The organism is Mycolicibacterium pyrenivorans (genome assembly GCF_025821625.1).
In the GTDB taxonomy this organism is placed as follows: domain Bacteria; phylum Actinomycetota; class Actinomycetes; order Mycobacteriales; family Mycobacteriaceae; genus Mycobacterium; species Mycobacterium pyrenivorans.
In genome coordinates this window covers 91,519-118,261 of record NZ_JACKSH010000260.1, presented here as the reverse complement: position 1 = coordinate 118,261, position 26,743 = coordinate 91,519, and the positions used below count along the sequence as shown (strand labels likewise).

At 66.7% G+C, this 26,743-nt stretch carries 24 protein-coding genes and 1 pseudogene; 13 read left to right on the top strand and 12 right to left on the bottom strand.

Going from position 1 to position 26,743, the window contains the following annotated elements; translation table 11 throughout:
* Window positions 1-1,268, bottom strand: a pseudogene (locus H7I57_RS29340) (amidohydrolase family protein); the annotation flags it as partial.
* A gap of 263 nt (window positions 1,269-1,531) precedes the next feature.
* On the opposite strand from H7I57_RS29340, the gene H7I57_RS29335 reads away from it, so the two are divergent.
* The 7 genes from H7I57_RS29335 to H7I57_RS29305 are packed head-to-tail and all read left to right on the top strand — an operon-like array spanning window position 1,532 to window position 7,312.
* Window positions 1,532-2,074: a carboxymuconolactone decarboxylase family protein gene (locus tag H7I57_RS29335; RefSeq protein WP_264028048.1), complete on the top strand. Its 543-nt coding sequence runs from the start codon at window positions 1,532-1,534 to the stop codon at window positions 2,072-2,074.
* 4 nt (window positions 2,075-2,078) lie between these two features.
* Complete coding sequence (locus tag H7I57_RS29330; protein WP_264028040.1) at window positions 2,079-3,416, top strand: aromatic ring-hydroxylating oxygenase subunit alpha; 1,338 nt, start codon at window positions 2,079-2,081, stop codon at window positions 3,414-3,416.
* Entirely contained in the window at window positions 3,409-3,738 is a 330-nt protein-coding gene (locus H7I57_RS29325) for a hypothetical protein (RefSeq protein ID WP_264028039.1), read from the top strand. Before H7I57_RS29330 ends, H7I57_RS29325 begins: the two co-directional genes overlap by 8 nt.
* Before the next feature lie 2 nt (window positions 3,739-3,740).
* Window positions 3,741-4,976 carry a metal-dependent hydrolase family protein gene (locus H7I57_RS29320; protein WP_264028038.1) on the top strand — a complete coding sequence of 412 codons (1,236 nt, stop codon included), beginning with the start codon at window positions 3,741-3,743 and terminating at the stop codon, window positions 4,974-4,976.
* Window positions 4,957-5,391 carry a nuclear transport factor 2 family protein gene (locus tag H7I57_RS29315; RefSeq protein WP_264028037.1) on the top strand — a complete coding sequence of 145 codons (435 nt, stop codon included), beginning with the start codon at window positions 4,957-4,959 and terminating at the stop codon, window positions 5,389-5,391. The genes H7I57_RS29320 and H7I57_RS29315 overlap by 20 nt, the downstream gene beginning before the upstream one ends.
* On the top strand, window positions 5,388-6,506 hold the full coding sequence (locus H7I57_RS29310) for an acyl-CoA dehydrogenase family protein (RefSeq protein ID WP_264028036.1): 1,119 nt from the start codon (window positions 5,388-5,390) through the stop codon (window positions 6,504-6,506). Before H7I57_RS29315 ends, H7I57_RS29310 begins: the two co-directional genes overlap by 4 nt.
* 35 nt (window positions 6,507-6,541) lie before the next feature.
* Window positions 6,542-7,312 carry an acyl-CoA dehydrogenase family protein gene (locus tag H7I57_RS29305; protein WP_264028047.1) on the top strand — a complete coding sequence of 257 codons (771 nt, stop codon included), beginning with the start codon at window positions 6,542-6,544 and terminating at the stop codon, window positions 7,310-7,312.
* 18 nt (window positions 7,313-7,330) lie between these two features.
* Here H7I57_RS29305 and H7I57_RS29300 read toward each other — a convergent pair whose 3' ends face one another.
* Window positions 7,331-8,113, bottom strand: coding sequence for an enoyl-CoA hydratase (locus H7I57_RS29300; protein ID WP_264028035.1), 783 nt, complete (start codon window positions 8,111-8,113; stop codon window positions 7,331-7,333).
* Between the two features lie 166 nt (window positions 8,114-8,279).
* Between H7I57_RS29300 and H7I57_RS29295 the strand changes: the two genes are divergently transcribed.
* The 5 genes from H7I57_RS29295 to H7I57_RS29275 all read left to right on the top strand — a co-directional run bounded on the left by H7I57_RS29295 (window position 8,280) and on the right by H7I57_RS29275 (window position 13,943).
* Window positions 8,280-8,999, top strand: a complete 720-nt coding sequence (locus H7I57_RS29295; RefSeq protein WP_264028034.1) for a TetR/AcrR family transcriptional regulator — start codon at window positions 8,280-8,282, stop codon at window positions 8,997-8,999.
* Between the two features lie 225 nt (window positions 9,000-9,224).
* Window positions 9,225-10,451 (top strand): cytochrome P450, encoded by a 1,227-nt coding sequence (locus H7I57_RS29290; RefSeq protein ID WP_264028033.1) that lies wholly within the window; start codon window positions 9,225-9,227, stop codon window positions 10,449-10,451.
* Window positions 10,452-10,506: 55 nt separating this feature from the next.
* Window positions 10,507-11,346, top strand: a complete 840-nt coding sequence (locus tag H7I57_RS29285) for a mycofactocin-coupled SDR family oxidoreductase (protein ID WP_264028032.1) — start codon at window positions 10,507-10,509, stop codon at window positions 11,344-11,346.
* 71 nt (window positions 11,347-11,417) lie between these two features.
* The gene (locus H7I57_RS29280) at window positions 11,418-12,443 is read left to right on the top strand and encodes a phosphotransferase (RefSeq protein WP_264028046.1); all 1,026 of its coding nucleotides are present in this window, start codon (window positions 11,418-11,420) and stop codon (window positions 12,441-12,443) included.
* A gap of 54 nt (window positions 12,444-12,497) precedes the next feature.
* Complete coding sequence (locus tag H7I57_RS29275; RefSeq protein ID WP_264028031.1) at window positions 12,498-13,943, top strand: WS/DGAT/MGAT family O-acyltransferase; 1,446 nt, start codon at window positions 12,498-12,500, stop codon at window positions 13,941-13,943.
* Here H7I57_RS29275 and fadD12 read toward each other — a convergent pair.
* Both fadD12 and H7I57_RS29265 read right to left on the bottom strand, forming a co-directional pair.
* Window positions 13,940-15,541 (bottom strand): acyl-CoA ligase FadD12, encoded by a 1,602-nt coding sequence (fadD12, locus tag H7I57_RS29270; protein ID WP_264028030.1) that lies wholly within the window; start codon window positions 15,539-15,541, stop codon window positions 13,940-13,942. The two genes, H7I57_RS29275 and fadD12, sit on opposite strands and share 4 nt — an antisense overlap.
* 5 nt (window positions 15,542-15,546) lie before the next feature.
* A complete protein-coding gene (locus H7I57_RS29265) occupies window positions 15,547-16,344 on the bottom strand; it encodes a lysophospholipid acyltransferase family protein (protein WP_264028029.1) in 798 nt (265 codons plus the stop codon).
* Between the two features lie 60 nt (window positions 16,345-16,404).
* Here H7I57_RS29265 and H7I57_RS29260 point away from each other — a divergent pair, with 60 nt between their 5' ends.
* Window positions 16,405-17,466: an NAD-dependent epimerase/dehydratase family protein gene (locus H7I57_RS29260; protein ID WP_264028045.1), complete on the top strand. Its 1,062-nt coding sequence runs from the start codon at window positions 16,405-16,407 to the stop codon at window positions 17,464-17,466.
* Here H7I57_RS29260 and H7I57_RS29255 read toward each other — a convergent pair.
* The 8 genes from H7I57_RS29255 to H7I57_RS29220 are packed head-to-tail and all read right to left on the bottom strand — an operon-like array spanning window position 17,463 to window position 26,743.
* Window positions 17,463-18,275, bottom strand: a complete 813-nt coding sequence (locus tag H7I57_RS29255) for an SDR family NAD(P)-dependent oxidoreductase (protein WP_264028028.1) — start codon at window positions 18,273-18,275, stop codon at window positions 17,463-17,465. The genes H7I57_RS29260 and H7I57_RS29255 overlap by 4 nt on opposite strands.
* Window positions 18,276-18,285: 10 nt before the next feature.
* The gene (locus H7I57_RS29250; RefSeq protein WP_264028027.1) at window positions 18,286-20,715 is read right to left on the bottom strand and encodes a CaiB/BaiF CoA-transferase family protein; all 2,430 of its coding nucleotides are present in this window, start codon (window positions 20,713-20,715) and stop codon (window positions 18,286-18,288) included.
* A gap of 7 nt (window positions 20,716-20,722) precedes the next feature.
* On the bottom strand, window positions 20,723-21,706 hold the full coding sequence (locus H7I57_RS29245) for an enoyl-CoA hydratase/isomerase family protein (protein ID WP_264028026.1): 984 nt from the start codon (window positions 21,704-21,706) through the stop codon (window positions 20,723-20,725).
* Window positions 21,699-22,832 carry a M24 family metallopeptidase gene (locus tag H7I57_RS29240; protein WP_264028025.1) on the bottom strand — a complete coding sequence of 378 codons (1,134 nt, stop codon included), beginning with the start codon at window positions 22,830-22,832 and terminating at the stop codon, window positions 21,699-21,701. The genes H7I57_RS29245 and H7I57_RS29240 overlap by 8 nt, the downstream gene beginning before the upstream one ends.
* Window positions 22,822-24,090, bottom strand: a complete 1,269-nt coding sequence (locus H7I57_RS29235) for a M24 family metallopeptidase (RefSeq protein WP_264028024.1) — start codon at window positions 24,088-24,090, stop codon at window positions 22,822-22,824. Before H7I57_RS29235 ends, H7I57_RS29240 begins: the two co-directional genes overlap by 11 nt.
* Window positions 24,087-25,256 carry an amidohydrolase family protein gene (locus H7I57_RS29230; protein WP_264028023.1) on the bottom strand — a complete coding sequence of 390 codons (1,170 nt, stop codon included), beginning with the start codon at window positions 25,254-25,256 and terminating at the stop codon, window positions 24,087-24,089. Before H7I57_RS29230 ends, H7I57_RS29235 begins: the two co-directional genes overlap by 4 nt.
* A 46-nt stretch (window positions 25,257-25,302) precedes the next feature.
* Window positions 25,303-26,538: a cytochrome P450 gene (locus H7I57_RS29225; protein WP_264028022.1), complete on the bottom strand. Its 1,236-nt coding sequence runs from the start codon at window positions 26,536-26,538 to the stop codon at window positions 25,303-25,305.
* 10 nt (window positions 26,539-26,548) lie between these two features.
* Window positions 26,549-26,743, bottom strand: a complete 195-nt coding sequence (locus H7I57_RS29220; RefSeq protein WP_264028021.1) for a ferredoxin — start codon at window positions 26,741-26,743, stop codon at window positions 26,549-26,551.

Genomic DNA, 26,743 nt, shown 5'->3' with positions numbered 1-26,743 from the left:
CCGACGGTGGCCTGGTCCTTGGGGATGTGGGTGAACGGGTCCCAGTGATACCAGCGCATCGCGTTCTCGTAGGTCATCTTGTTGATCTCGACATCGGGTACGTCGTTCTCCTTGAGCACCTCGTCGAGCTGCTCGGGAGCACCGGGCCACATCGANTCGCTGTGCGGGTTAGTCGGCTTCCCAGCAGATGTTGTCGAGGCCGATCTGCTCACGCAGCTTCACCCCGACCGGGTCGGCGATGAAGCAGGTCAGGAAGTGGTCGCGGAACACCTCCGAGGGCTTCTGCTTGCCGAAGTCCTGACCGGTCCAGGTGGAGTGCATCTCGTAGGTGCGATCGGCNCGCTCNAGGAAATACGGGATCCANCCGGTGCCGCCCTCGGACAGCGCGATCTTGAGGTCCTTGTACTTCTTGATCGGCTTGGACCACAACAGNTCCGCCGCGGCCTGCACGATGTTCATCGGCTGCAGCGTGATCATCACGTCCATCGGCGCATCCGGGGCNGTGATCGCCAACCGGCCCGANGANCCGATGTGCACGTTGAGNACGGTGTCGGTGTCGACCAACGCCTCCCACAGCGGCGTCCAGTAGTCGTCGTGGAAGCTCGGGTATCCCATCGCCGCCGGGTTCTCGGTGAACGTCAACGAGTGCACCCCGCGCTTGGCGTTACGGCGCACCTCGGCCGCGCACGCCTCGGCGTCCCAGATCACCGGCAGCGTCATCGGGATGAACCGCGCCGGGTAGGCCCCGCACCACTCCTCGACGTGCCAGTCGTTGTAGGCCTGCACCAACGCCAGGCTGAACTCGGGGTCCTCGGTGGCGAACAACCGCCCGGCGAACCCGGGGAACGACGGGAAGCACATCGAGCCCANGATNCCGCCGGCGTTCATGTCCTTGACCCGGTCGTCGACCTTCCAGCANCCCGGCCGGATCTCGTCGAGACCCTGAGGNTCCAGCCCGTACTCCTCCTTGGGGCGGCCGGCCACCGCGTTGAGCGCCACGTTCGGGATCACCACATCCCGGAACTGCCAGGTGTCGCTGCCGTCGGGGTTGTGCACCAACCGCGGCGCCTCATCCAGATACTTCTTCGCCAGGTGGTTCTTGAACATGTCCGGNCATCCCGGAACTGCCAGGTGTCGCTGCCGTCGGGGTTGTGCACCAACCGCGGCGCCTCATCCAGATACTTCTTCGCCAGGTGGTTCTTGAACATGTCCGGCGGCTCGACGATGTGATCGTCGACGCTGATCAAAATCATGTCGTCCTTGTTCATGACGACTCCTTCCGTCCACACGGGTCGCGTGATGGACACTGGTTGGCAGGGGTGCTGTTCTCCTACTTAGGAAACTAGCTTCTCCAACAGCGAGAATCAACGTCCGAATGCGGTTCCGCACCCGTTGGTCAGCAGAGTTGTGCCGACGGCGGCGACCGCCTGACCGGCACATCTGCCGTTGAACGTTGACCTCAGGGCAGAAAAGTGGAAATCTATTGGCGAAATATGAGAACCTGATTCTCATGAACGAGAGGAGGCCCACGGTGCGACTGGCTCCGCTACCCGAAGACCAGTGGGACGACGCCGTTGACCTCGCCCTGTCCGCCATGCTGCCGGAGGAGAACCGCAATCCGGCCGTCGCGGGCAATCTGCTCGCCACGATGGTTCGGCACCCGAAGCTGACCCGGGCCTTCCTGCGGTTCAACCGCCATCTGCTGTTCACCTCGTCGTTGCCCGAGCGCCTTCGTGAGCTGGCCGTGCTGCGGGTCGCGGACCGCACGCACTGCGAATACGAGTGGCAGCATCACGTCGAGATGGGGCGCGAGGCGGGCCTGTCCGACGAGGCCATCGAAGGCATCCGCCGCGGCGAGGCCTCCGACGACCTGGACCGTGCGGTCATCGCCGCGGTCGACGAACTCCAGGACGACTCGGTGGTTTCCGACGCCACCTGGACATCGCTGTCCGCACATCTCGACGAGCGCCAATTGATGGATCTCGTTTTCACGATCGGCTGCTACGGCTCGTTGGCCATGGCAATCAACACCTTCGGGGTCCTACCCGACCACGATTCGACAGAGGAGAGGTAGAGAAGTGGCACACTTCCCGAAACCGGCTGCTGGCAGCTGGACCGAGAACTGGCCAGAGCTCGGCACCGCACCGGTCAACTACGAGGACTCCATCGACCCGGAGCAATGGAAGCTGGAGCAGCAGGCCATCTTCCGCAAGACCTGGCTACAGATGGGCCGCGTGGAGCTGATTCCCAAGAAGGGCAGCTACATCACCCGCGAGCTGCCGTCGGTCGGCCCGGGAACATCGATCATCATCGTCAACGACGGCGAGCAGATCCGAGCCTTCTACAACCTCTGCCGCCACCGCGGTAACAAGCTGGTGTGGAACGACTACCCCGGTGACGAGGTGTCCGGCACCTGCCGCCAGTTCGTGTGCAAGTACCACGCGTGGCGCTACGACCTCAAGGGGAACCTGACCTTCATCCAGCAGGAGCAGGAGTTCTTCGACGTCGACAAGGCCGACTACCCGCTCAAGCCGGTGCGCTGCGAGGTGTGGGAGGGCTTCATCTTCGTCAACTTCGACGATGACGCAGTGTCGCTGGAGGAGTATCTGGGTGAGTTCGGCCAGGGACTCAAGGGTTACCCCTTCCACGAGATGACCGAGCACTACAGCTACCGCGCGGAGATCAAGTCGAACTGGAAACTCTTCATCGACGCGTTCGTCGAGTTCTACCACGCGCCGATCCTGCACATGAAGCAGGCGGAGAAGGAGGAGGCCGAGAAGCTGGCCAAGTTCGGTTTCGAGGCGCTGCATTACGACATCAAGGGCGACCACTCGATGATCTCGTCCTGGGGTGGCATGAGCCCGCCCAAGGACCTCAACATGGTCAAACCCATCGAACGCATCCTCCACAGTGGCCTGTTCGGGCCGTGGGATCGCCCGAAGATCAAGGGCATCCTCCCCGACGAGCTGCCGCCCGCCATCAACCCCGGGCGCCACAAGACCTGGGGCCAGGACTCGTTCGAGTTCTTCCCGAACTTCACCCTGCTCTTCTGGGTGCCGGGCTGGTATCTGACGTACAACTACTGGCCCACCGGCGTGGACAGCCATATCTTCGAGGCCGACCTCTACTTCGTGCCGCCGAAGAACCTGCGCGAGCGACTCTCCCAGGAACTTGCGGCAGTGACGTTCAAGGAATACGCGCACCAGGACGCCAACACACTCGAGGCGACCCAGACCCAGATCGGCACCCGGGCCGTGCTCGACTTTCCGCTGTGCGACCAGGAAGTCTTACTGCGCCACCTGCACCACACCGCGCACAAGTATGTCGACCGGTACAAAGAAGCCCAAGCGAACGGCAACGGTTCAGCCAACGGCGCGGCCCACACCAAGAGCGAGAAGGATTCCGCAAATGTCTAAACTGCCCGAGGAATTCGCCGATCTGGAGCGGTTCAGCGACTGGTGCCTGCCCACCGAGGAGGAGCGCTATCAGAAGCGACTCAACTCGTCGATGGAGGAGATGCAGGAACTCTACGATGCCGGCATGGCGCGGCTCGAGGACATCATGGTCTACGTCGACGCGCGATTCCCGCTCAAGGGGATGCCCGAGGACGCCAAGGCCCTGGTCCATCTGGGCCAGTCGATCGTCATGGTGAGCTTCCCGATCGAAGTGTGGAAGCAGCCGCGGGTGCTGGACGCCGGTGCGGCGTATGTCCAACTCATCAAGGAGCCGGTGGTCTAGGAGTGACGCAAGCGACCCTCAAGGCTGCGGGTTACGTCGACGTCGACGCGGGTGAGATCGTCCGGCCCGGCGTCGTCACGGTGGAGGACGGCGTCATCGTGGGCGTCGGTGGCGACGTGCCGGAAGACGCGGACGTCATCGACTTGGGTGATGCCATCCTGCTTCCGGGCCTGATGGACATGGAGGTCAACCTCCTGATGGGCGGTCGTGGCGAGAACCCGGGCCTGTCACAGGTTCAGGACGACCCGCCCACCCGGGTGCTGCGTGCCGTGGGCAACGCCCGCCGCACGCTGCGCGCGGGCTTCACCACGGTGCGCAACCTCGGACTGTTCGTCAAGACCGGCGGATACCTGCTCGACGTCGCACTCGGCAGGGCGATCGAAGCAGGCATGATCGAGGGCCCGCGAATCATCCCCGCCGGACATGCGATCACCCCGACGGGTGGGCACCTGGACCCGACGATGTTCGCCGCGTTCATGCCCGGCGTGCTGGAGCTCACCGTCGAGGAGGGCATCGCCAACGGCAACGACGAGATCCGCAAGGCCGTCCGCTACCAGATCAAGCACGGCGCCCAGCTGATCAAGGTGTGCTGCTCGGGCGGCGTGATGTCGCTGACCGGAGAAGCGGGCGCACAGCACTACTCCGACGAGGAGTTGCGCGTCATCGTCGATGAGGCGCACCGGCGCGGGCTGCGGGTCGCGGCCCACACGCACGGCGCCGAGGCGGTCAAGCACGCCGTGGCATGCGGCATCGACTGCATCGAGCACGGCTTCCTGATGGACGACGAGGCCATCCAGATGCTGGTCGACAACGACCGCTTCCTGGTCTCGACGCGCCGGCTCGCCGAGGCCATGGACGTCTCGAAGGCGCCGAAGGTGCTGCAGGACAAGGCCGCCGAGATGTTCCCGAAGGCCCGCACCTCAATCAAGGCGGCCTACGAGGCCGGGGTGAAGATCGCCGTCGGCACCGACGCCCCGGCCATCCCCCACGGGAAGAACGCCGACGAACTGGTCACGCTCGTCGACTGGGGCCTGCCACCCGCCGCAGTCCTGCGCGCTGCCACGGTCGTCGCCGCCGATCTGATCGACCGGCCCGACCTCGGCCGCATCGCCGAGGGCTATCTCGCCGACATCATCGCGGTGCCGGGCGACCCACTGGCCGACATCACCATTACACGGAACGTCAACTTTGTAATGAAGGGCGGTAAGGTCTACAAGAATGACACCCACAAAAACTGAGGATCTCGTCGAGATCCAGCAGCTGCTGGCCAAGTACGCCGTCACGATCACCCAGGGTGACGTCGACGGGTTGGTGGAGGTGTTCACGCCGGACGGCACCTACAGCGCATTCGGTGACACGTACACGCTGAACCGGTTCCCGGTCCTCGTCGATGCCGCGCCGAAGGGGCTCTTCATGACCGGGACCGCGCTCGTCGAGTTCGACGACGACACCCGGGATACTGCAACGGGCACACAGCCGCTGTGCTTCATCGAGCATTCGAAGCACGACATGCGCATCGGCTACTACAAGGACACCTACGTCCGCACCGAGGACGGCTGGCGGCTGAAAACGCGTGCCATGACGTTCATCCGGCGCAGTGGCGAGCATGACTCCGGGCGCCCGCACGCGATCGGCAGGCCCGAGGCCGGATGAGCGCCCCCACCACCGCCGAGTTCCGATCGAATCTCGTCGCCTGGCTGGATGAGAATGATCTGACCCCGCCCGACGATCATTCGCTGCAGGGCCAGATGCGCCAGTTCGCCAGGGTGCAGAAGGCGCTCTACGACGCGGGCTGGAGTCGCTACGGCTGGCCCGAGGACGCAGGCGGGCTCGGCGGTCCGGCCATGCTGCGCGCCGTCGTCGGCGAGGAGGTGGTCGGGCGCCGACTGGCCGAACCGGGCCCGTACTCGATGCCCGAAGTGCTGGCGCCGACGATGATCGACTACGCGCCCGCCGAACTCGCCGCCGAGATGGTGCCGCGACTGCTCAGCGGCGAAGAGCAGTGGTGCCAGGGGTTCTCGGAGCCGGGCTCGGGCAGCGACCTGGCGTCGCTGACGACGCGCGCGGTGAAGCGCGGTGATCAGTGGATCATCAACGGCCAGAAGGTGTGGACCAGCTTCGCGCAGTACTCGCACCGCTGCATCCTGCTCACCCGTACCGGCGACGCGGACACACCGAACCACGAGGCCATCACCGCCTTCTTCGTCGACGTCGACACCCCGGGCATCACGGTCCGGCCGCTGCGCACGATGCACGACGTCGACGAGTTCTGCGAGGTGTACTTCGACGACGTGGCGGTGCCCGAGAGTCGCATGCTCGGCAAGCCGGGCGACGGCTGGCGCCTGGCGATGGATCTGCTGCCCTACGAACGGTCGACCTGCTTCTGGCAGCGCATCGCCTACCTGTACTCCAGGTTCGACGCGCTGATCGAGGACGTCAAGGGCGTCGGACAGGCGGCGGACGCCGACCTCGGCGACGTGTATCTGGCCCTACACACGCTGCGCTGCCGCTCCCGGGCCACCCAGCACCGGCTGGCCGACGGTCAGAAGCTGGGACCGGACACCTCGATCGACAAGGTGTTGCTGGCCGGCGCCGAACAGCTGCTGTACGACACCGCACGCGATCTGCTGCCCGGCGTCATCGAACTCGACGACTCCGACTGGCGCACCGAGTTCCTGTATTCGCGCGCGGCCACCATCTACGGCGGCACCGCCGAGGTGCAGCGCAACATCATCGCCCGCCGTCTCCTGGACCTCGGGAAGGAGTGACCGTGGATCCCCGATCTGACACAGAATCACTGGCCATGCTCGAGGACGGGCTGCGCAAGACCATGCTGTCCACCTCGGGTGCCGAGCTGGACGCCGCGCTGGGCGAACTGGGCTGGGCCGACATGCTCTCCGAGATGCACGAGGCCGCGATCCCGCTGGTGTTCCGACTGCTGGGCGAAACTGGTTCGCACGCTTCGATTCTCAACGACGTGGTGCTGCTGACCTCGGGCGGCGAGCCCGGCACGACCCCGGCGCTGCCGTACGCAGGTGGCGGCTGGGTGGTGTGGGATTACGCTTCGGCAGCCGAGAGCTCGGCGTTGGGCGGACTGCCGCTGCGCCGGGTGGAGGAGGGCGGGCACCTGCGGTTGCCCGACGCCCGCCGGGCGGTGGGCTGGTGGCTGGTCGGTTCGGCGAGGGCGATGCTGACCCTGGCCCGCCAACACGCGCTGGACCGGGTTCAGTTCGGCAGGCCGATCGCGGGGTTCCAGGCGGTCCGGCACCGACTGGCCGAGACCCTGGTGGCCATCGAAGGCGCCGAGGCGACGCTGAGCCTCCCCGGCGCGGACAACCCGGATCTGACCGCGCTGCTGGCCAAGGCCGCCGCGGGCAAGGCCGCGCTGACCGCGGCCAAACACTGCCAGCAGGTGCTCGGCGGGATCGGCTTCACCGCCGAGCACGAGCTTCACCACCACGTGAAGCGAGCCCTGGTGCTCGACGGATTGCTCGGCAGCTCAAAGGAACTCACCCGCAGGGCGGGGGCGGGCCTGCGGGCGCGCGGCTCGTCGCCGCGGCTCGCAGTTCTCTGAGGGGTCGCGGCGGGCCGACTACTTGATGTTGGCCTTCATCTCCTCGAGGTTCACCAGCACCGGCCAGCCGCCGACGCTCAGGGCGTTGCCGTGTCCGGTCTGGTGAACGTCGAACACCGACTGGATCGCGGCGTAGAACCCCTGCACGTCCAGCGTCTGGTTGACCGCCCGCTTGGCCTGGCGCAGGGCGAACGGCGGCATCTTGGCGATCTGCTCTGCCAGTGCCCTGGTCTCGGTGTCGAGCTGATCACGGGGCACCACCTTGTTGACCATGCCGGTGCCGTGCACCTCCTCGGCGGTCATGGCCCGCCCGGTGAAGAGGATCTCCTTGGCCTTGCGAGGCCCGAGTTCCCAGGTGTGGCCGTGGTATTCGACTCCGCCGATGCCCATCAGGACGACCGGGTCCGAGAACTGCGCGTCGTCGGCGGCGATGATGAGGTCGCAGGGCCAGCACAGCAGCAGGCCACCGGAGATGCAGCGGCCCTGGACGGCGGCGATGGACGGCTTGGGGACGTTGCGCCAGCGAAGCGTGTACTCGAGGTAGCGCTTCGCCTCGTGCTGGATGATGAACTCCAGGGTGATCTTGTCGGGCACCGGGCCGCCGCCCCTGAGGTCGTGCCCGGCGGAGAAGTGCTTCCCGTTGGCCCGCAGCACGATCACCGCGACGTCGTTGTCCTCAGCGGCCCGGGTCCACGCCGCGTCGAGCTCGTCGAGCAACTCCGGATTCTGGGCGTTGGCCGCCTCGGGCCGGTTGAGGGTGATCGTGGCGATCTTGTCGGTCACGTCATAGTCGATGTACACGGCGGGTCCTCCGGTCTCGGGCGGGCCCGACGTGGATGCCGTCAGCCGGTGGGCCGACGTGGTGCGATATCTGGGCCTTCTGTTATCACCAAAATGAGAATACTATTCTCGCAGTGAGGAAGTTACAATCTCTGACACGTGCGCCGAGAGGGGGTCGTGGACCGTTATGGCAAGGCGTTCTCCGGTACAGTCAGTTCATGTTCTCCCGAATCGGCCTGCGACAGAGCCGCCGATGACGAGTCCAAGCGAGGAACCCGCCTGGAAGCAGCGCGCGGTCGAGCGGTCCATCAAGACCGCCAAGCTCCGCGCCGCGCAGCGCGTGCAGCGCTTCCTCGACGCCGCGCAGGCCATCATCATCGAGAAGGGCAGCACCGACTTCACCGTCCAAGAGGTCGTCGACCGCTCCCGCCAGTCGCTGCGAAGCTTCTACCTGCAGTTCGACGGCAAGCACGAACTCCTTTTGGCGCTGTTCGAGGATGCGCTGAGTCGGTCGGCAGACCAGATTCGTGCCGCCACCGCCGGCCAGGAGAAGCCGATCGCGCGTCTCAAAGTCGCGATCCAGCTCCTGTTCGAATCGTCCCGTCCCGACCCCGCGGCAAGGCGACCGCTGTTCACCGACTTCGCCCCGCGCCTCCTGGTGTCGCACCCTTCCGAGGTCAAGGTGGCCCACGCGCCCCTGCTGGCCCTGCTCACCGAGCTGATGGAGGAGGCCAGCGCAGCCGGGGAACTGCGCGAAGGAATCAATCCAAAGCGCATGGCCGCCATGACCATGCAGACGGTGATGTTCGTCGCACAGTCCAGCGGTGACGCGGGTGACGGCACCGCCAATCCCATCACCGCGGACGAGGTCTGGGACTTCTGCGCACGCGGATTCGCCGCCGAATAGGCGAGAACTCCTTTCTCTGCAATCTAGAATCCGATTTTCACGTCGCGGCCGTCATGCCGCACTTTCGAGACCCCTCCCGCGAATGAGAAGATAGTTCTTCTCCTCGGAGAGGATTGATTGCCCGAAACGAGTCGGCCATTGACACTCTTTGTCGGCGATGCCACAGTTGTGAGACAAATTGCAGCCCGTTGTCTTACGCAAGACTGGTCCAGCGAGAGGGACACCGTGACGATCAGCGCTGAGAGCGCCGCCGCGCAAGATTCCGTACGAGAACCGTATTTCGTTCCCTACGACGTCGAGATCAATGCCGATCCGTACCCGGCGTTCGCCCGTCTGCGCGAAGAAGCACCGCTCTATTACAACGAGCAGTTCGACTTCTACGCGCTGAGCCGCTTCGACGACGTTTCCAAGGCACTGGTCGACCACGAGACGTTCAGCTCGGCACGCGGCGCGATCATCGAGCTGATCAAGGCCAACATCGAAATCCCTCCGGGCACGGTGATTTTCGAGGACCCACCGATCCACGACGTGCATCGCAAGCTGCTGGCGCGGATGTTCACCCCCCGCAAGATCAACGCGCTCGAACCCAAGATCCGCGAATTCTGCGCACAGAGCCTCGATCCGCTGGTCGGCCGGAGCCGGTTCGACTTCATCACCGACTTCGGCGCCCAGATGCCGATGAAGGTGATCAGCTCGCTCCTCGGCATACCCGAGGACGACCAGGAGATGATCCGCGACTACGGCAATGCGCAGCTGCGCACCGAGGCCGGCAAGCCGATGAACGCGGCCCAGGACGGCATGGTCACCGGTGAGGTGTTCGAGGCCTACATCGACTGGCGCGCCGACCATCCCTCCGACGACATCATGACCGAGCTGCTCAACGTCGAGTTCACCGACGAGACCGGCACCGTGCGCCGGCTCCGTCGCGAAGAGCTCCTCGTCTATCTCAACGTGGTCGCCGGCGCGGGCAATGAGACCACCACCCGGCTGATCGGTTGGGCGGCCAAGGTGCTGGCCGAGCACCCAGATCAACGCCGCCAACTCGTGGAGAACCCCGCGCTGATCCCACAGGCGATCGAGGAACTGCTGCGCTTCGAGCCGCCCGCTCCGCACGTCGCGCGCTACGTGACCCGCGACGTCACGCTGTACGGCCAGACCGTGCCCGAAGGCAGCACGATGATGATGCTGATCGGTGCCGCGGTCCGCGATCACCGACAGTTCCCCCCGGACGGCGACGTGTTCGACATCCACCGGGAGCCGCGCCAGCATCTTGCCTTCAGCGTCGGTACGCATTACTGCCTGGGATCGGCGCTGGCCCGCCTGGAAGGTCGCATCGCGCTGGAGGAGATGCTCAAGCGCTTCCCGGAGTGGGATGTCGATATGGACAACGCCGCGCTGTCACCGACATCGACCGTTCGGGGTTGGGATTCCATGCCGGCGATCATCAGGTGAGTTCGGCTAGACCACCAGAATTGACCAACACAATCACGAAGGAATAGAGGTAGCCATGACTGGACGTGTTGAAGGCAAGGTCGCTTTCATCACCGGCGCTGCGCGCGGACAGGGGCGGGCGCATGCGGTGCGCCTGGCCCAGGAAGGCGCCGACATCATCGCCGTCGACATCTGTAAGCAGGTCGACACCGTCGACCTGATTGCACCGTCGACGCCCGAGGATCTGGCCGAGACCGCGGATCTGGTCAAGGGGTACAACCGCCGGATCTTCACCGCCGAGGTCGACGTCCGCGACTACGACGCGCTCAAGGCCGCGGTGGACGCCGGCGTCGAGCAGATGGGCCGCCTCGACATCATCGTCGCCAACGCCGGCATCGGGAACGGTGGCCAGACCCTGGACAAGACCAGCGAGGCCGACTGGACGGCCATGATCGACGTCAACCTCGGCGGCGTGTGGAAGACCGTCAAGGCGGGCGTTCCGCACATCCTCGAAGGCGGCCGCGGCGGGTCGATCATCCTGACAAGCTCGGTCGGCGGCCTGAAGGCCTACCCCCACACCGGCCACTACGTGGCGGCCAAACATGGTGTGGTGGGCCTGATGCGGACGTTCGCCGTCGAACTCGGCGCGCAGAACATCCGCGTCAACTCGGTGCACCCCACCAACGTGAACACCCCGCTGTTCATGAACGAAGGCACCATGAAGCTGTTCCGGCCCGACCTGGAGAACCCGGGACCGGAGGACATGAAGGTGGTCGGCCAGATGATGCACACCCTGCCCATCGGTTGGGTGGAGCCCGAGGACATCGCCAACGCCGTGCTGTTCCTGGCGTCCGACGAGGCCCGCTTCGTCACCGGCGTGACACTGCCGGTCGACGGCGGCAGTTGCCTGAAGTAGGGCGACGCAGGGTGACGACGCCGGCGGAACTGTCGATTCCGCAGGGCTGGGATGAGATCACTCCGGAGTGGATGACTTCGGCGCTCGCACAACATTTTCCGGGTGCCGAAGTCGACACCGTCCGGGTCGCGCTGCGCGACGACGGCACCAACCGCAGGGCCCGCCTGGCGCTGGGCTACTCGGCAGGCTCGGGGCCTGCGACCGTGTTCGCCAAGGCCGTCGATCCCGAGCACGCCGACCTCGTCGCGCTGACCAGCGGGCTCTACCACGAGCCCAGGCTGTTCTCGTCGGGTGTGCCGCTGCCGCTGGACCATCCGACGGTGTACACGGCGATCATCGTCGAAGACCGGCGTGACTTCCTGATGATCATGGAGGACGTCGTGGCCCGCGGGGCCGACCCGCGTGACTCCACCCGCCCGATGACCGTCGATCAGGCCGCCGCCGGGGTGCGGGGGCTGGCCCGGTTACACAGCGAGTTCTGGGGCGACCGGCTCACCGGGAACCCCACGCTGGGCTGGGTGGAGCCGTTCGTCGCGTTCGAGGGCCTTGAATACGCGCCGCTGCACATCGCGCATCAGCGCCTCGGAGACACGGTGCCCGCCGAGATCCTCGCGCTGAGCGGAACCGAGCTGTTCGTCGACATTTGGGCCCGCTACATCGGCTCGCTCACCACGTCGTCCCTGTCGACACCGACTCTGTTGCACGGGGATCCGCACATCGGCAACACGTACGTGCTGCCCGACGAGACCGTTGGTTTCCTGGACTGGCAGATGGTGCGGCGCGGCAGCTTCTCGCTCGACCTCGGGTACTTCCTTCAGGGTGCCCTCACCATCGAGGACCGACGCGCCTCCGAACGCGACCTGACCCTCGAGTACCGGGACGCGTTGCGCCTGCCCGCAGACGAGATGCCGAGCGCCGACGACATCTGGTTGGGCTACCGCGCGTCGGTGGCGCACGGGCTGGCGATCTGGATGGCCACGCTGTCCGGAGGCGACGCGTGGCAGCGCGCGGACATCTGCCTGGCGTTCGCCCAGCGTTACGCGGCGGCGTTCGTGGATCTGGAGACGCCGCAGGCACTCGACACCATCTGCGGCTGACGCATTCGGTGAAACCCCGTCGATCATGAGTCGCGAGTGGTTGCATGGTTCACCATGAAGCGGCTCAACGGCATGGACGCCATGCTGTTGTACAGCGAGACACCCAACCTGCACACGCACACCTTGAAGATCGCGGTGATCGACGCATCCGGCTACCACGGCGACGAGGGGCGATACGGGTTCGAGGCGTTCCGCCGGACGGTGGCGCGCCGGCTGCACCTGTTGGAGCCGCTGCGCTACCGCCTCGTCGACATCCCGATGCGGTTGCATCATCCGATGTGGATGAAGGACTGTCCGGTGGATCTCGACTACCACCTGCGCCGGGTGCGCGTCCCGTCTCCCGGAGGCCGGCGCGAACTCGACGAGGTGATCGGGGAGATCGCCAGCACCCCGCTGGACCGCTCCCGGCCGCTGTGGGAGTTCTACTTCGCCGAGGGGATGGCCGACGACCGCTTCGCGCTGATCGGCAAGGTGCACCACACCCTGGCCGACGGCGTCGCCTCGGCCAATCTGCTTGCGCGCCTGATGGATCTGTCCGGGGGGCCGCAGGATGAACGAGACGAACCACCCACGCCCTGCGACCCGCCGTCCAGCGGACAGTTGCTCTGGGAGGCCCAGGTCGATCATCTCCAGAACATGGCGGCCCTGCCGCACCTGATGGCCGACGCCGCCCGGGGGTTCACCCGACTGCGGAAGCGTTCCAGGGAACGACGTGCCGACCCGGACTTCGCCAGGCCGTTCCACGCCCCACCCACCTTTCTCAACCACGTCGTCTCCCCCGTTCGCACGTTCGCGACCGCGACGCTGTCACTCGCGGAGGTCAAGGAGACCGGTAAGCACCTCGCGGTGACGTTCAACGACGTCATCCTGGCCGTCGCCGCGGGCGGCCTGCGCGAACTGCTGTTGCGCTACGACGGCCGCGCCGACCGCCCGATCCTGGCGACGGTCCCGATCAGCACCGACCGGTCCGCCGAGCGGATCACCGGCAACGAGATCGGCGGCCTGATGGTGTCGGTGCCCGTGCACGTCGACGATCCGTTGGAGCGGGTCAAGCTGACCTCGCAGGCGACGAAACGGGCCAAGGAGAACAACGATCTTCTCGGGCCCACGTTGCAGGGCAGGATGCTCGAGTATCTGCCGCCGCCGCTGGCTCCGGCGATGTTCCGCGTGCAGTCCAAGCACGCCGACCACAACCGGTTGATGAACGTCGCCATCTCCAACGTGCCTGGCCCCAAGGAGCGCGGACACATCGGGGGTGCCCCGGTCAGCGAGATCTACTCCGTCGGAGTGCTTTCCGCGGGAAGTGCATTCAACATGACGGTGTGGAGTTATGTCGACCAGGTCGACATCGCGGTGCTCTCCGACGATCGCACGTTCGCCGACACGCACGAGGCGACCGATGCCATGGTCCACGCGTTCGACGAGTTGCGGACGGCATGCGGGTTGCCGCGCGCGTGTGTGGTCGACACCGCGATGGCCCCGGCGGCGTCGGGCAGCTAGCCCTGCCCGCGAAGCTCGTTGCGCAGGATCTTGCCCGTGCTCCCGCGGGGCAGTTCCGGCAGGATCGTGATGTCGCGTGGCACTTTGTAATTGGCCAGGTTGTCGCGGACATGCTGCTTGAGGTCGTCGACGGTGACGGTCGCGGTTCCAGCGGTGGCGGGCACCACGTACGCGGCCAGCCGCTGACCGTACTGCTCGTCGTCGACACCGAGGACGACCGCTTCGGCCACCCCGGGGTGGTCGGCCAGCACCTTCTCCACTTCGATCGGGTAGACGTTCTCGCCGCCGGAGACGATCATCTCGTCGTCGCGGCCGACCACGAACAGTCGACCCGCCTCGTCGAGGTAACCCATGTCCCCCGATGCCATGAACCCGTCGTGGAAGTCCTTCGTCGCACCCGAGGTGTATCCGTCGAACAGCGTCCCGCTGCGGACGAAGATCTGCCCGACTTCGCCGGCCGGCACCTCGCGGTGGTCGCCGTCGAGGATCCGGATCTCGGTTCCGTCGGCGGGACGTCCAGCGGTGTCCGGCGCGGCGCGCAGATCGGCCGGGGTGGCCGTCGCGATCATGCCGGCCTCGGTGGCGTTGTAGTTGTTGTAGATCACGTCGCCGAACTCGTCCATGAACGAGGTCACGACGTCGGGCCGCATCCGCGACCCGGACGCGGTAGCGAACCGAAGTGTCTTGCCGCTGTAGCGCTTTCGGACGTCTGCGGGGAGCTCCATGATGCGGTCGAACATCACCGGCACCACCGCAAGCCCGGTGGCCCGGTGGCGGTCGATCAGCTCCAGGGTCGCCTCGGGATCGAACTTGCGTCGCGTGACGATGGTGCAGGCCAGCAGCCCGGCGAACAGCAGCTGCGAGAAGCCCCAGGCGTGGAACATCGGCGCGGCGATGACGATCGGTTCCTCCGCCCGCCACGGGGTGCGGTCCAGGACGGCCTTGAGATCGCCCGCACCGCCGCTGCCCGCAGACCGCTTGGCGCCCTTGGGCGTTCCGGTGGTGCCGGAGGTGAGCAGGATGATGTCGCTCTTACGGCTGCTCGGCGCTGGCCGCTGCCCGAGGTGGGCGTCGATCAGCGCGTCGAGCGTCGGGGTTCCGTCCGGGTCGTCTGCCCAACCGAGAATCCGAACGGCGTCCGGCGCGTTCTGCAGGGCCCGGTCGACCGTGCCGCCGAACTCCTGGTCGTAGATCACTACGTCCGCGCCCTCGCGGTCGATGACCTCCGCCATCGCCGGTCCGGCGAACGATGTGTTCAACAGCAGCACGTCGGCCCCGATGCGGTTGGCCGCCACCAGCGCCTCGACGAAGCCGCGGTGGTTGCGACACATCACCGCAACGGTTTTCGGATTGAGCTCCTGCAGCGCGACCCCGAGGGCATCGATGCGTTCGTCGAGTTGCTTCCAGGTCAGGGTGCCGCACTCGTCGATGATTCCCGGGCGATCGGGGCAGCGCTGCGCCGCGGCCGCGAAGCCGATGGTCGCGGTGATCCCGGCGCGGCGCACCGCCGCGCCCATGCGCAGATATCGGTCGGGACGCATCGGCGCGATGAGCCGAGCCCGCCACAGTGTCGTGAGGAGTCCCAGCTGATCAGCCATGGCGCTCAACCGAGTACCGGGAACCGGCGTTCGCGGGCGAGGTCGTCGAGGGCGGCCTGCATCACCGCCCTGACGTGCAGGTCGACCTCGCCGATGTCGGCGTCGTCGCCGAACTCGGCCACGACGTCGATGGGGTCGAGGACGCGGGTGACGATCTTGGCGGGCAGCGGAAGGTTCGGCGGGAAGATGACCGACAGGCCGAACGGGAACCCGATGCTGACGGGCAGGATCTCCATCCGCGCGCGGGTCAGGCCGATCCTGCGGGCGATCGAATCCCCCCGGGCGAGGAATATCTGGGTTTCCTGACCGCCGATCGACACCATCGGGACGATGGGCACGCCGGTTTCGAGCGCCGTGCGGACATAGCCGGTGCGGCCGTTGAAATCGACGACGTTCTCACTGAGCGTGGGTCGGTACGAGTCATAGTCCCCACCGGGGAACACCAGTACCAAAGCTCCGGACCGCAGTGCGTCCGCGGCGTTCTCGCGAGTGGCCTCGATGACGCCCGCCCGGCGGAGCAGGTCGCCCAGGGGTCCGATGAAGACACCGTAGTGCGCCAGCGTGTACAGCGGCCGGTCGTACCCGAATCGCTCGTAGAAAGCGGGCGCGAAGATCAACACGTCCGGGGTGAACATGCCGCCCGAATGATTGGAGACCACGAGCGCGCCACCTGCGGCGGGCAGCGAGTCGACCCCGCGAACTTCCGCGCGGAAGTATCGTTTGATCGCCGGCCCCACCCACCTGCTGATCTGCCGGGTGAGTCCGGGGTCCCACTTCGCCATCTCGGCGCGGTCGTCGGACATCGTAGTGGCATATGTTACTCTCCGTTAAAGAGAATGTCATATCCGCAGGTAGGGGGGATTATGCCGGGTGCGGTGCTGGTCACCGGTGGCTTCGGACTCGTCGGCTCGGCAACCGTCGCGCGGCTGGCCGAGATCGGCCGCAACGTCGTCGTCGCCGATCTCGGGACCCCCGGCAACCGCAAGGCCGCCGAAAAGCTGCCCTCCGGTGTCACCGTGCACTGGACGGACCTCACCGACGCCGAACAGACCGGCCGACTGGTCGCCCAGGTTGCGCCCGAGGTGATCATCCACCTCGCGGCGGTCATCCCGCCGGCGATCTACAAGAACCGCGCACTGGCCCGTCGCGTCAACGTCGACGCGACGAGGACTCTCGTCGGCATCGCCGAGGCCCAGCCCACTCCCCCGCGATTCGTCCAGGCCTCCAGCAACGCGGTTTTCGGCGCCCGCAACCCGCACCGCGCAACCGGTCCGGTGACCGCGGATATGCCGATGCGGCACTCCGATCTGTACAGCGCCCACAAGGCCGAGGCCGAGTCGATCGTTCGGGCGTCGTCCCTGGAATGGGTGGTGCTGCGGCTCGGCGGTGTGCTCAGCGTGGACCCCAAGGCCATTCCGTTCAATGCCGACGTCCTGTACTTCGAGAGCCTGCTGCCCACCGACGGTCGAATGCACAGCGTCGACGTCCGCGACGTCGCCTGGGCGTTCGCGGCGGCGACTACCGCCGACGTCGCGCGCGAGATCCTGCTGATCGCCGGTGACGATTCCCACAAGCTGCTGTACGGCGACATCACCCCCGCGCTGGCCGCCGCGCGCGGACTCAAGGGGGGACTCGCGCCGGGCCGCAAGGGGAATCCGAAAGACGATGACGCCTGGTTCGTCACCGACTGGATGGACACCACGCGCGCACAGGAAGCCCTGTCGTTCCAGCACTATTCGTGGCAGGACATGATCGACGAGGCTGCCCGGAACGCCGGCCCGTCCAAGTACGTGCTGCCGGTCATCGCCCCATTGATTCGCGCGGTCCTCAAGCGGCGCGGAGCCTACTGGAAGCAGCCCGGTCAGTACGCCGATCCGTGGGGCGCGATCAAGCGCAAGTTCGGCGACCCCTCCCCCGACTCCTAGGACTTCCCGGGTCCGAGGGTCGGCGCATCGTCACGCGGATGGTGGTACCACCCGCCCGCAGCCTCGGTCCCGCCGTCGACGTGGATAGTCTGGCCGGTGATGTAACTGGACATGTCCGATGCGAGAAACACGGCTGCGGAGGCTATCTCGTCGACGTGCCCGGGGCGGCCCATCGGGATGCCGGCGCCGGCGTCCCCGGCCATCTCCCCGCCGGCGATGCTTCGCAGGCCCTCGGTCATGGTCAGGTCGGGCGCCAGCGCGTTGACACGGATGCGGTGGGGCGCCAGTTCGAACGACGCCGTCTTGGTGTAGTTGATGACACCAGCCTTCGCGGCGGCATAGGCCGCGTAACCCGGGGCCGCGCGTACCCCCTCGATCGAGGTGATGTTGATGACGCTGCCCGCCGCGCCTGCGCCCACCAGTCGGCGTGATATCCGTTGCGTGCACAACAGCACGTGCCGAAGGTTGCTCCGGTACAACGCGTCCCAGCCATTCTCGGTGGTCTCGAGCAGCGGCGAGTTGAAGGTGCCCCCTGCGTTGTTGACCAGGATCGACACCGTTCCGAGCTCGCGTTCGGTGCGTTCCAGCGCGGCGTCGACCGCTTGCCCGTCCCGGACGTCGGTGACGAGGCCGAGACCGCCGATGGCCTCGGCCGCCGCGGCACAGGTCTGTGGGTCGCGTTCCCAGATCGCCACCGAGGCACCGAAAGCCGCGAGCCCCTCGGCGATGCCGCGGCCGATGCCCGCGCCGCCTCCGGTGACAACCGCGACGCGGCCGGTGAGCAGGATGTCGGACGGGTCGATGGCCATGACGACGAGGCTAGCGGGCGGGTGCGGTGCCGATGACCCCGTCGGCCTCGAGTCGGCCGATCTCGTCCTCGGTGAGCCCGAGCTCGGTAAGCACGTCGCGGTTGTGCTCGCCGAGCAGCGGTGCGGGTGTTCGGTGCACACGATCGGGTCCGCGGGACAACCGGAAGGGCATGGTGGCGTGCCTGGTCGTGGGATTGACCGGATGCCCGACCGATTCGAAGAACCCCCGCGACGACAGCTGTGCGATCTCGGTCTGCCGGTGTGGCTGCATGACCTTGCCGACCGGTACCCCGTGGTCCCACAGGGCGGTGACGATCTCGTCACCGGCGCGGCTGCTGCACCACTCGGAGAGGTGGCGGTCGATCAGATCGTGGTGAGCGTGCCGCCCGGAAGCAGTCGCGAGCTGGTCTGACATCGCCCATTCGGGGCACCCGAGCGCGTCGCAGAGCCCGCCCCACTGAGCGTCCGTCGCCACGGCCACCGCCACCCAGCTGTCGGGGCGCCCGAACTCGTCGATCTCGTTGCTGCGGTAGACATTCTGCGGCGCCGCGGTGGGACCACGGTTTCCGCGGCGCTGCAGCAGGGCGCCGTAGGCGGAGTGCTCGATCACCTGCTCCGCGGCGACGCTGAGGGCGGCGTCGACCATCGCCGCCTCCACCATCGACCCCTCACCCGTGCGACGCCGGTGCTCGAGCGCCAGCAGCACCGCGTTGAACGCATGGATGCCCGCGTTGGGATCGCCGACCGAATACGGCTCGAACGGGTTCAGATCGGGGTAGCCCGTCAGCCAGCTGATCCCCGCGGCGGCTTCGATCACGTACGCGAACGCCGGGTTGTCGCGCCAGGGCCCGTCGAGCCCGAAGCCCGGCATCCGCACCATGACCACGTCGGGCCGGATCGCTTTCACCGCGTCGTACGTCAGGCCCATGCTCTCGAGCACCCGAGGGGTGAAGTTCTCGACGACGACGTCCGCGGTGGCGATCAACCGGCCGAGCACGTCGCGGCCTGCTGCACTCTGCAGATCCAGCGTCACGCCGCGCTTGTCGGTGTTGAGCCCGGAGAAGATCGGTGAGCGTTCCCACCAGAGTTCTTCGGTGACGGGAATACCGGCGATCAGGCGGGTGCCGTCGGGGTGGCGGGTGGACTCGACGTGAATGACGTCGGCGCCGAGCATGGCCAGCAGGTGGGTGCAGCTCGGCCCGGCCCAGAACGTGGTCATGTCGATGACCCGCACGCCCGCCAGCGGCAGCCCCGGTTCCGCCGAACGTGCATTCCTTGTAGCCGCCGAGTCGGATTCACGACAGGGAATGCACGTTCGCGAGCGGTAGGCGTCGGTGTGCTCGCCGAGGCGGGGCGCCGGCTCCGGCAGCCGCAGCGTCGCCGGCGACATACGGTACGGCGGACCCGGCTGGGTGAAACCGTCTCGGGGGTTCGGGACGAACGAGCGACGCGCCACGAAGTGGTCGAGCGAGTCGACGTTGGCGCCGTTGGCGACCGGAGCATTGGGGATGCGGAATGCCGTCGCGAGGTCCCTGATCTCGTCGACGGTCTGATCGGCCACCCACGCATAGAGGTCCTTCGACCTCTCGTTGGCCTGCTCGGTGATGGAGAGCGGCGAGTCCTCGTCGATCCATTCCTGGTGGCCGGTCATCGCGCACAGGTCGAACCACTGCTGCGCGGTGCCGCACCCGATGTCGACCAGCCCGTCCTTCGCCCGCGCGATGCCCGGCACGGTCAGCCGGCGCGCATCCCGCCACGGCCTGCCCAGCATCTCGAAGTAGCTCACCGGGTAGTAGGTGAGCCCGAGGATCGCGGTTTCCAGCATCGACAGGTCGACCAGTTCGGCGCCGCCCCGCATCCGGGATGCCAGCGTGGCCGCGCTGGCGTAAGCCCCCGCCAGGTACTCCCCGACCTGACCGCCGACGTACACCGGCGCCCGATCCGGGGCGCCGCGGCCGAGGCCGACGATGCCGCCCGACCAGGCTTGCAGCGTGAACTCCGTTGCGGGACGGTCACTCCACGGACCCTCAAGGCCGAACGGGGTGATCGCCGTGACCGTCAGGTGGGGGTGGTTGCGGTGGATCGCGTCCGGGCCGAAGGCAGGGTCTTCGGCCAACCCCGGCCCCCGCGACCACACCACCGCGTCCGCGTCCGCGAGCAGCGCGTTGACGAAGTCGCCGTCCGAAGTCGCGTCGGCCACCACGCTGCGCTTCGAGCACGCCAGGTAGCTGAACAGCGCGCCGTCGGCGCCGTCGACGATCTGCGCACCCGAGGCGGACCAAGCACGTAACGGATCACCCTGTGCCGGTTCGACCTTGATGACCTCCGCACCGCCGTCGGCGAGCAGCTTCGTGCAGTAGGCACCGGCGATGCCACTGGACAGGTGGACGACGACGTAGCCGGAGAGCGGCGGTGCCGGCGGCGGGGACAGCTCGGACATCGCCGCTCTAGTCCTCCTTCGCCCGGTTGCGCTTGCTCAGCCGGAACTCCGGCGGGAACTTGCTGTCGTTGTCGTTGACCGCGGCGGACAACCCGGAATCGATCGACTCGAACATGTCGAGGTCGTCGTCGCTGTCGTTGGCGACCCCGTTGCCCATCGACTCGAAGAACGCGCTCAGCAGGCTGCCCATGTACTCGCCCTGCTGCTGCTTGAAGATCTCGAAGAACATCTTCTGCTGGAACACGGTGTCCACCGGCCGGTTCCGTGCGCAAGCCAGAGCGTATTTCTGGGTTTCGGCCTCGAGTTCGTCGCGCGTCACCACCTTGTTGAGGAAGTTGCAGTCGTACATCTCCGCTGCAGTGAACGGACGCCCGGTGAAGACCATCTCCTGGAACTTGCGCAGCCCCATCATCTGCACCCAGGTCCACATCCGGGGACCCCAGCCGTGATAGCGGAACGACGGGTGACCGAACAGCGCGTCGTCGGAGGAGATCACCAGATCCGCATCCGCGCACTGGTAGAAGTGCCAGCCGTAGCAATAGCCCTTGGCCTCGACGATGCTGATCTTCTTGAAGTCCTGCAACGCGCGATTGCCGGCCTGCGAGTTGGCGTACCAGGCGCTGATGGTGGCCCCGTTGCGGAACGTGCCCTTCGGCGGGTACGTCACCTCCCCCACGCCCTCGTCCTCGAGCCGCAACTCGGCCAGTCGCGCGGCCGGATTGTCGTTGCCCTCCATGAACTCCGGAAGGTCCGCACCGCTTCCCAGGTTGTCCCCGACGCCGCGGATGATCACGACCTTCACGTCGTTGTCGGTGTTGGCCGCGCGCAGCACATCGGCATAGCGCAGCCGCGCCATGGACGTCGGCGCGTTGAGGAAGTCCGGACGGTTGAACGTGATCGTCGCGATCTTGGTCTTCGGATCCTTGTCGTAGAGGATGATCTCCTCGGGCGCGGGCCGCTCCGCGGCGGGGGGCGACGGCCGCTCAGCCATGGACGGCCTCACCGTAAGCCGGAGCGGCCGAGAGAATTTCGGCGCCGTCGGCGGTGATCAAGACCGCATCGCGGGTGAACACCGCACCTATGCCCTGCTCCCACACGTACGCGGTCACCGCAAGCACCATGCCCTCCTCTAGAACGTCGGCCTCCGCGGTCGCCCGCAGAGTCGGTGACACCACCGGCGGGTCGAAACCCAGTCCGAGGCCGTGCGCCACCGGCATCGCCGGCAGAGGTTCGCCGGCCTGCTGGTAGGCATCCAGCAACCCACTTGTGCTTCTGCCGGGCCGGCAGGCCTCGAGCAGTTTGTCCCACACGTCGTCTCGGCGCCGGTACAGCGCGCGCACGGCGTCGGTCGGCTCACCGACATAGAGTGTGCGGGCCACCTCGGCGACATATCCGTCGGCCAGTACCCCGGCCGACAACGCCACCAGGTCACCGTCGCGCACCAGGCCGTCACCGTCGGCGCGGCGCCACGGATGCTCCTTCGACGTCACCCAGGCGGCATCCTGGGTCGCCGGGGTGCTCACCCCACCGGCGGCCTCAGCCTCCAGCACGGCACCGGCGAGCGCCTTCTCGGTGGTGCCCGGACGCAGGGCGGCGACACCCGCGGCCAGGCCTTCCTCGGCGACCACCAGCGCGCGACGCAACGCCTGCACTTCCTCGGGCGTCTTGATCCGGCGGGCAGCCTGCATGGCCTGCTCGGCGTCGATCAGCTCCGCGTTCGGGAAAGCCATCGGCAGCAGCTTGGCGAACGTCGGTGTCAGAGCGTCGGTTCCAACCCGGCGAACGGTGTCGGCGCCCTTGATGTTCTGCAGTATGCCGACCAGCGTCATCGGGTTCCACGCGAACCCGTACAGATTCTCGTGCGGGATCTCCTCGGGGATGCCCTCGTCCCACGTGCTGTTGAGGTGGATCTCACCGGTGGCACGCACGAACTCACAGATCGGCCCGAACGGGCGGGTGCCCACCACCCACAGCTGGGGGGCGCCGGAGATGTAGCGGACGTTGGCCTGCCGGCCGAGCACCAGCATGTCGAGGTCGTAGGCCTCCATCTGCGCGAGGGCGCGCTCCCGACGGCTCAAACGCAGAGCGCGGCCGTCGGCCTCGATCTCAATTCCCACTGGACACCTCGTACGGGTCGTATGGATACTCGGTCAGCGGCATCCAGCCGCCCTCGGTGACCACCACGATCTCCTCGCCGCGATAGCCGCCGGTGCCGTCCTCCCAGACCACCGGCTCGAACACCAACAGCATGCCGTCCGGGAAGACGAAGTTGTCGTCCCACTCCTGGCCGAGATCCGTTCCGATCATCGGCATTTCGGCGGCGCTGGTTCCGATCCCGTGGCCCAGATAGAAGTGCGGCAGCCAGGGCTTCTCACCGCCGGCGGCCGCGGTCGCCGCGCGCCCGAGATCACCACAGGTCGCACCGGCTTTGGTCACCGCGAGCACCGCGTCGACGATCTCGCTCCACTTGTCGAACTGCTCTTGCTGAGCCGGCGTCGGATCCTGACCGACGATCCAGGTGCGCCCGTGATCGGAGCAGTAGCCGTGATAGGCGATCGACACGTCGGTCCACAACACGTCGCCCCGCTGCAGCTCACGCTCGGTCGTCAGCAGGGGCAGGGCGAGATCACCGGTGGTGGTCCAGGTTCCCTCCGCCCTCGACGAGGGCATGACCTGCCAGATCGAGTCGAACATATTGGTGGTGGCGCCGAGTTCGAAAGTGCGGCGCACGAATTCGGCGGACAGATCGATCTGACGTGCACCGGGTGCCAGCGACTTCTGAATGTCTGCGACGGCCTGTTCGGTGATCTGGCATGCCCGCCGGACGCAGGCGATCTGGTCGACGGTCTTGACCAGTTTCGCCGCGCCGATCACCGGGGCGGCATCCACCGGCGCGCCGGCGAACAGCGCACTGCCGGCCCGCCGCATCGCCCCGGTCAGTTCGTCGGTCGCCACTGTCGCACCGGCCGGGATCAGGCGGGCCAGGATCTTCGCGAATTCGGCTACGCCTTCGTCGAACTCGAGATAGACCGGTCCGTGCAGGTGGTCGTCGGGAAGGTCTGATTCCATGGCCGCACCCTCGCGGAAGGGCAGAAACAGGTGCGGGTGCTCGTCGTCGGCCAGCACGACCGACACCGGCCGCTCGACATGCGACAGCCCCGCGTCCGCCAGCGGCCAGCTGATGCCGGTGGCGTACATGACGTTGCCGTTGCCCAGCAACACCAACGCATCCACGCCCTGATCGTTCATCGCGGCGTGCAGCCGCACACCGACTTCGCTACGCAACCGGGCGAAGTCGGGCTCGTGCGGAATGTCCAGCCACGTATACCCGGTCCGAGCGATCTGGGTGACGCCCGAATGAGTGGACGTCGTCACAACAACCCCAGGAACTTCTGCACGTTGGTGCTGACGATCTTGACGGCGTTGTCCGCGCCGACCGCGTCGACCACAGTGGCCAGCGACTTCTCCGAGTATCCGAACGTGCTCTCGTTGTGCGGGTAGTCGCTCGACCACATCACGTTGTCGACGCCGATGCGGTCGATCAGCTGCAGCCCCAGTGTGTCGACCATGAACGAGGCGCTCATGTGGTTGTCCCAGTAGTGACGCACGTCGTGCTCGAGTTGGTGGTTGAACATGTGCCGGTAGGAGGCGAGCATGTGCTCGGCGTCCTGCAAAGCGGTGGGCACCCAGGCGATCCCGCCCTCGAACCAGCCGATCTTCAGCGACGGATGCCGGTCGAGGATGCCGGAGAACACGTACTTCGCGAACTGCTCGCGGAACGAGTCGACGTTGACCATCATGCCGACCACGACGCTGTTGTTCTGGCACGGCGTCTTGGGTGGGGTCTCGCCGATGTGGTGGCTGACCGGGATACCGGAGGCCTCGATCTCGTCCCAGACGGCATCCATGTCGGTGCTGCCGTAGTCGTAGATGTTGCCGTCGTCGTCCTTACCCGGGTTCAGCGGCAGCAGGAACGTCTTGAGGCCCAGAGACTTCAGCTCCTCGAGCGTGCTGCGGGTTCCCTTCGGGTCCCACCAGTTGATCAGCCCGACACCGTGGAAATGGCCGCCTGAGCGCTCCTGGAGGTCGGCGATGTGCTCGTTGTAGATCCGGAACACCCGCTCGCGGAGTGCCTTGTCCGGGTAATGGAAAAGGGCCAGCACCGCGTTCGGAAACGCCAACTCCTTGTCGATGCCGTCTTCCTTGAGTTCCCGGATGCGGGCCTCGATGTTGTTCGTCGCGGCACCGGCGAGGTCGTCGTACTGCATGAGCACCCGCCCGAAATCCCCACCGGTCCAGGCCTTGCCTTTCATGCCGACCATGTAGGCGCCGTCCTCGTACCAGATGCGCGGCGCGGCGCCCTTGAGCTCCTCGGGGAAGCGCTCGTAGAAGATGTCCTCGGCGACCGAGATGTGGTTGTCGGCGGAGAAGATCTCGGTTCCGTCGGGGAGCCCGGCGACACCGCCGCCGGCGTGACCGTGGCGGTTCTTGGGGGCACCCCAACCCTCGGCAGGGTAGAGCGTAGCTGTTGGTGTAGACATCGTCGGTACTCCAATCGGGCGGTGGGCTAGGGCTTTTCGGTGGGCGTTACCAGGCCACCGGAAGTTCGTACACGCCGTAGGCGAGCCGGTCGTGCTTGAACGGCACCTCGTCGAACGGGATGGCCAGGCGCATGGTGGGAATTCGGCGGAGCAGCGTGTGGAACACGATCTGCAGTTCGGCGCGCGCGAGCTGCTGCCCGACACACTGGTGGCGGCCGTAGCCGAAACCGAGCTGCTGGCCGGCATCGCGGGTGAAGTCGAGCTTGTCGGGCTCGGGGTAGGCGCTGGCGTCCCAGTTCGCGGGCGCGAGATCGATGATGATGCCCTCGCCTGCGCGGATGGTCTCCCCCGCGATCTCGATGTCCTCGATCGCGACGCGTCGCTGGCCGTTCTGGATGATCGACAGGTAGCGCATCAGTTCCTCGGCGGCGTTGGCGATGAACTTCGGGTCGTCGGAATCCCGAAGCAGTGCAGCCTGTTCCGGGTTCTCCAGCAAGGCCAGCACGCCGATGCCGATCATGTTCGCGGTGGTCTCGTGGCCGGCGATGAGCAGCCCGGTGCCCAGCTGGGCAGCTTCCTTGACGGTGATCTCGCCGGCGCTCACGCGTTCGGCCAGGTCGGACACCGCATCCTCGGCGGGGTTGGCCTGCTTCTCCTCGACGAGATTGATCAAGTACTGATGCAAGCTCATCGCGCCCTTCTGCATGGCGTCCGCTGCGGCGTAGCGGGCCAGACCGGCGTTGGCGTGCTCCTGGAAGAACTCGTGGTCTTCGTAGGGCACGCCGAGCATGTCGCTGATCACCTTGGTGGGCACCGGCAGCGCGAGCTTGGCGACGATGTCGGCGGGCTGAGGTCCTGCGAGGATCTCGTCGATGCACTCGTTGGTGACCTCTTGGATCACCGAACGCAGGCCCTCGACGCGCCGGAAGGTGAACGGTTTGGACAGCATCCGGCGGAAGCGGGTGTGCTCCTCGGCGTCGGACGTGAAAACCGACCGCGGCCGCTTGTTGACCGTGGAGAGCATGTGCTCGTTCCAGTGCGGGAAGCCCTCCCGCCGGTCGTCGACACTGACCCGGGGATCGGCGAACAGGGTCCGCGCCGCCTCGTGGCCGGTGATCAGCCAGGGCGTGGTCCCGTTCCAGATCCGCACCCGCGAGAGCGGCTTCTGCGCACCCATCTCGAGCATCGCCTGCGGCGGCGCGAACGGACAGCGGGCCTCCCGCTCCATCGGGTACTCGGGGATGTCGGCCGAAACATGCTCGGCGGCAAGGGTGTCTGACATGGGTTCTCCGTCATTCCTCGATGTGGATGGCCAGGGCGGGGCATGCGGCCGCGGCCTTACGGGTCACTTCGGCGTTCTCGGGTCCGGGCTCGGCGATCAGTAGCTCCACCACGCCGTCGTCGTCACGTTGGTCGAAGACCTCGCTGGCGTTGAGCACGCACATCCCCGACGAGACGCACTTGCCCTGATCGACGGTGACCAACAT

Bases quoted from the DNA above. Each gene is read 5' to 3' on its own strand.
- H7I57_RS29325 (WP_264028039.1), top strand. From the start codon at position 3,409: ATGTCTAAACTGCCCGAGGAATTCGCCGATCTGGAGCGGTTCAGCGAC.
- H7I57_RS29315 (WP_264028037.1), top strand. From the start codon at position 4,957: ATGACACCCACAAAAACTGAGGATCTCGTCGAGATCCAGCAGCTGCTG.
- H7I57_RS29310 (WP_264028036.1), top strand. From the start codon at position 5,388: ATGAGCGCCCCCACCACCGCCGAGTTCCGATCGAATCTCGTCGCCTGG.
- H7I57_RS29305 (WP_264028047.1), top strand. From the start codon at position 6,542: ATGCTCGAGGACGGGCTGCGCAAGACCATGCTGTCCACCTCGGGTGCC.
- H7I57_RS29295 (WP_264028034.1), top strand. From the start codon at position 8,280: ATGGCAAGGCGTTCTCCGGTACAGTCAGTTCATGTTCTCCCGAATCGG.
- H7I57_RS29285 (WP_264028032.1), top strand. From the start codon at position 10,507: ATGACTGGACGTGTTGAAGGCAAGGTCGCTTTCATCACCGGCGCTGCG.
- H7I57_RS29280 (WP_264028046.1), top strand. From the start codon at position 11,418: ATGACTTCGGCGCTCGCACAACATTTTCCGGGTGCCGAAGTCGACACC.
- H7I57_RS29275 (WP_264028031.1), top strand. From the start codon at position 12,498: ATGAAGCGGCTCAACGGCATGGACGCCATGCTGTTGTACAGCGAGACA.
- fadD12 (WP_264028030.1), bottom strand. From the start codon at position 15,541: ATGGCTGATCAGCTGGGACTCCTCACGACACTGTGGCGGGCTCGGCTC.
- H7I57_RS29265 (WP_264028029.1), bottom strand. From the start codon at position 16,344: ATGTCCGACGACCGCGCCGAGATGGCGAAGTGGGACCCCGGACTCACC.
- H7I57_RS29260 (WP_264028045.1), top strand. From the start codon at position 16,405: ATGCCGGGTGCGGTGCTGGTCACCGGTGGCTTCGGACTCGTCGGCTCG.
- H7I57_RS29255 (WP_264028028.1), bottom strand. From the start codon at position 18,275: ATGGCCATCGACCCGTCCGACATCCTGCTCACCGGCCGCGTCGCGGTT.
- H7I57_RS29250 (WP_264028027.1), bottom strand. From the start codon at position 20,715: ATGTCCGAGCTGTCCCCGCCGCCGGCACCGCCGCTCTCCGGCTACGTC.
- H7I57_RS29245 (WP_264028026.1), bottom strand. From the start codon at position 21,706: ATGGCTGAGCGGCCGTCGCCCCCCGCCGCGGAGCGGCCCGCGCCCGAG.
- H7I57_RS29230 (WP_264028023.1), bottom strand. From the start codon at position 25,256: ATGTCTACACCAACAGCTACGCTCTACCCTGCCGAGGGTTGGGGTGCC.
- H7I57_RS29225 (WP_264028022.1), bottom strand. From the start codon at position 26,538: ATGTCAGACACCCTTGCCGCCGAGCATGTTTCGGCCGACATCCCCGAG.
- H7I57_RS29220 (WP_264028021.1), bottom strand. From the start codon at position 26,743: ATGTTGGTCACCGTCGATCAGGGCAAGTGCGTCTCGTCGGGGATGTGC.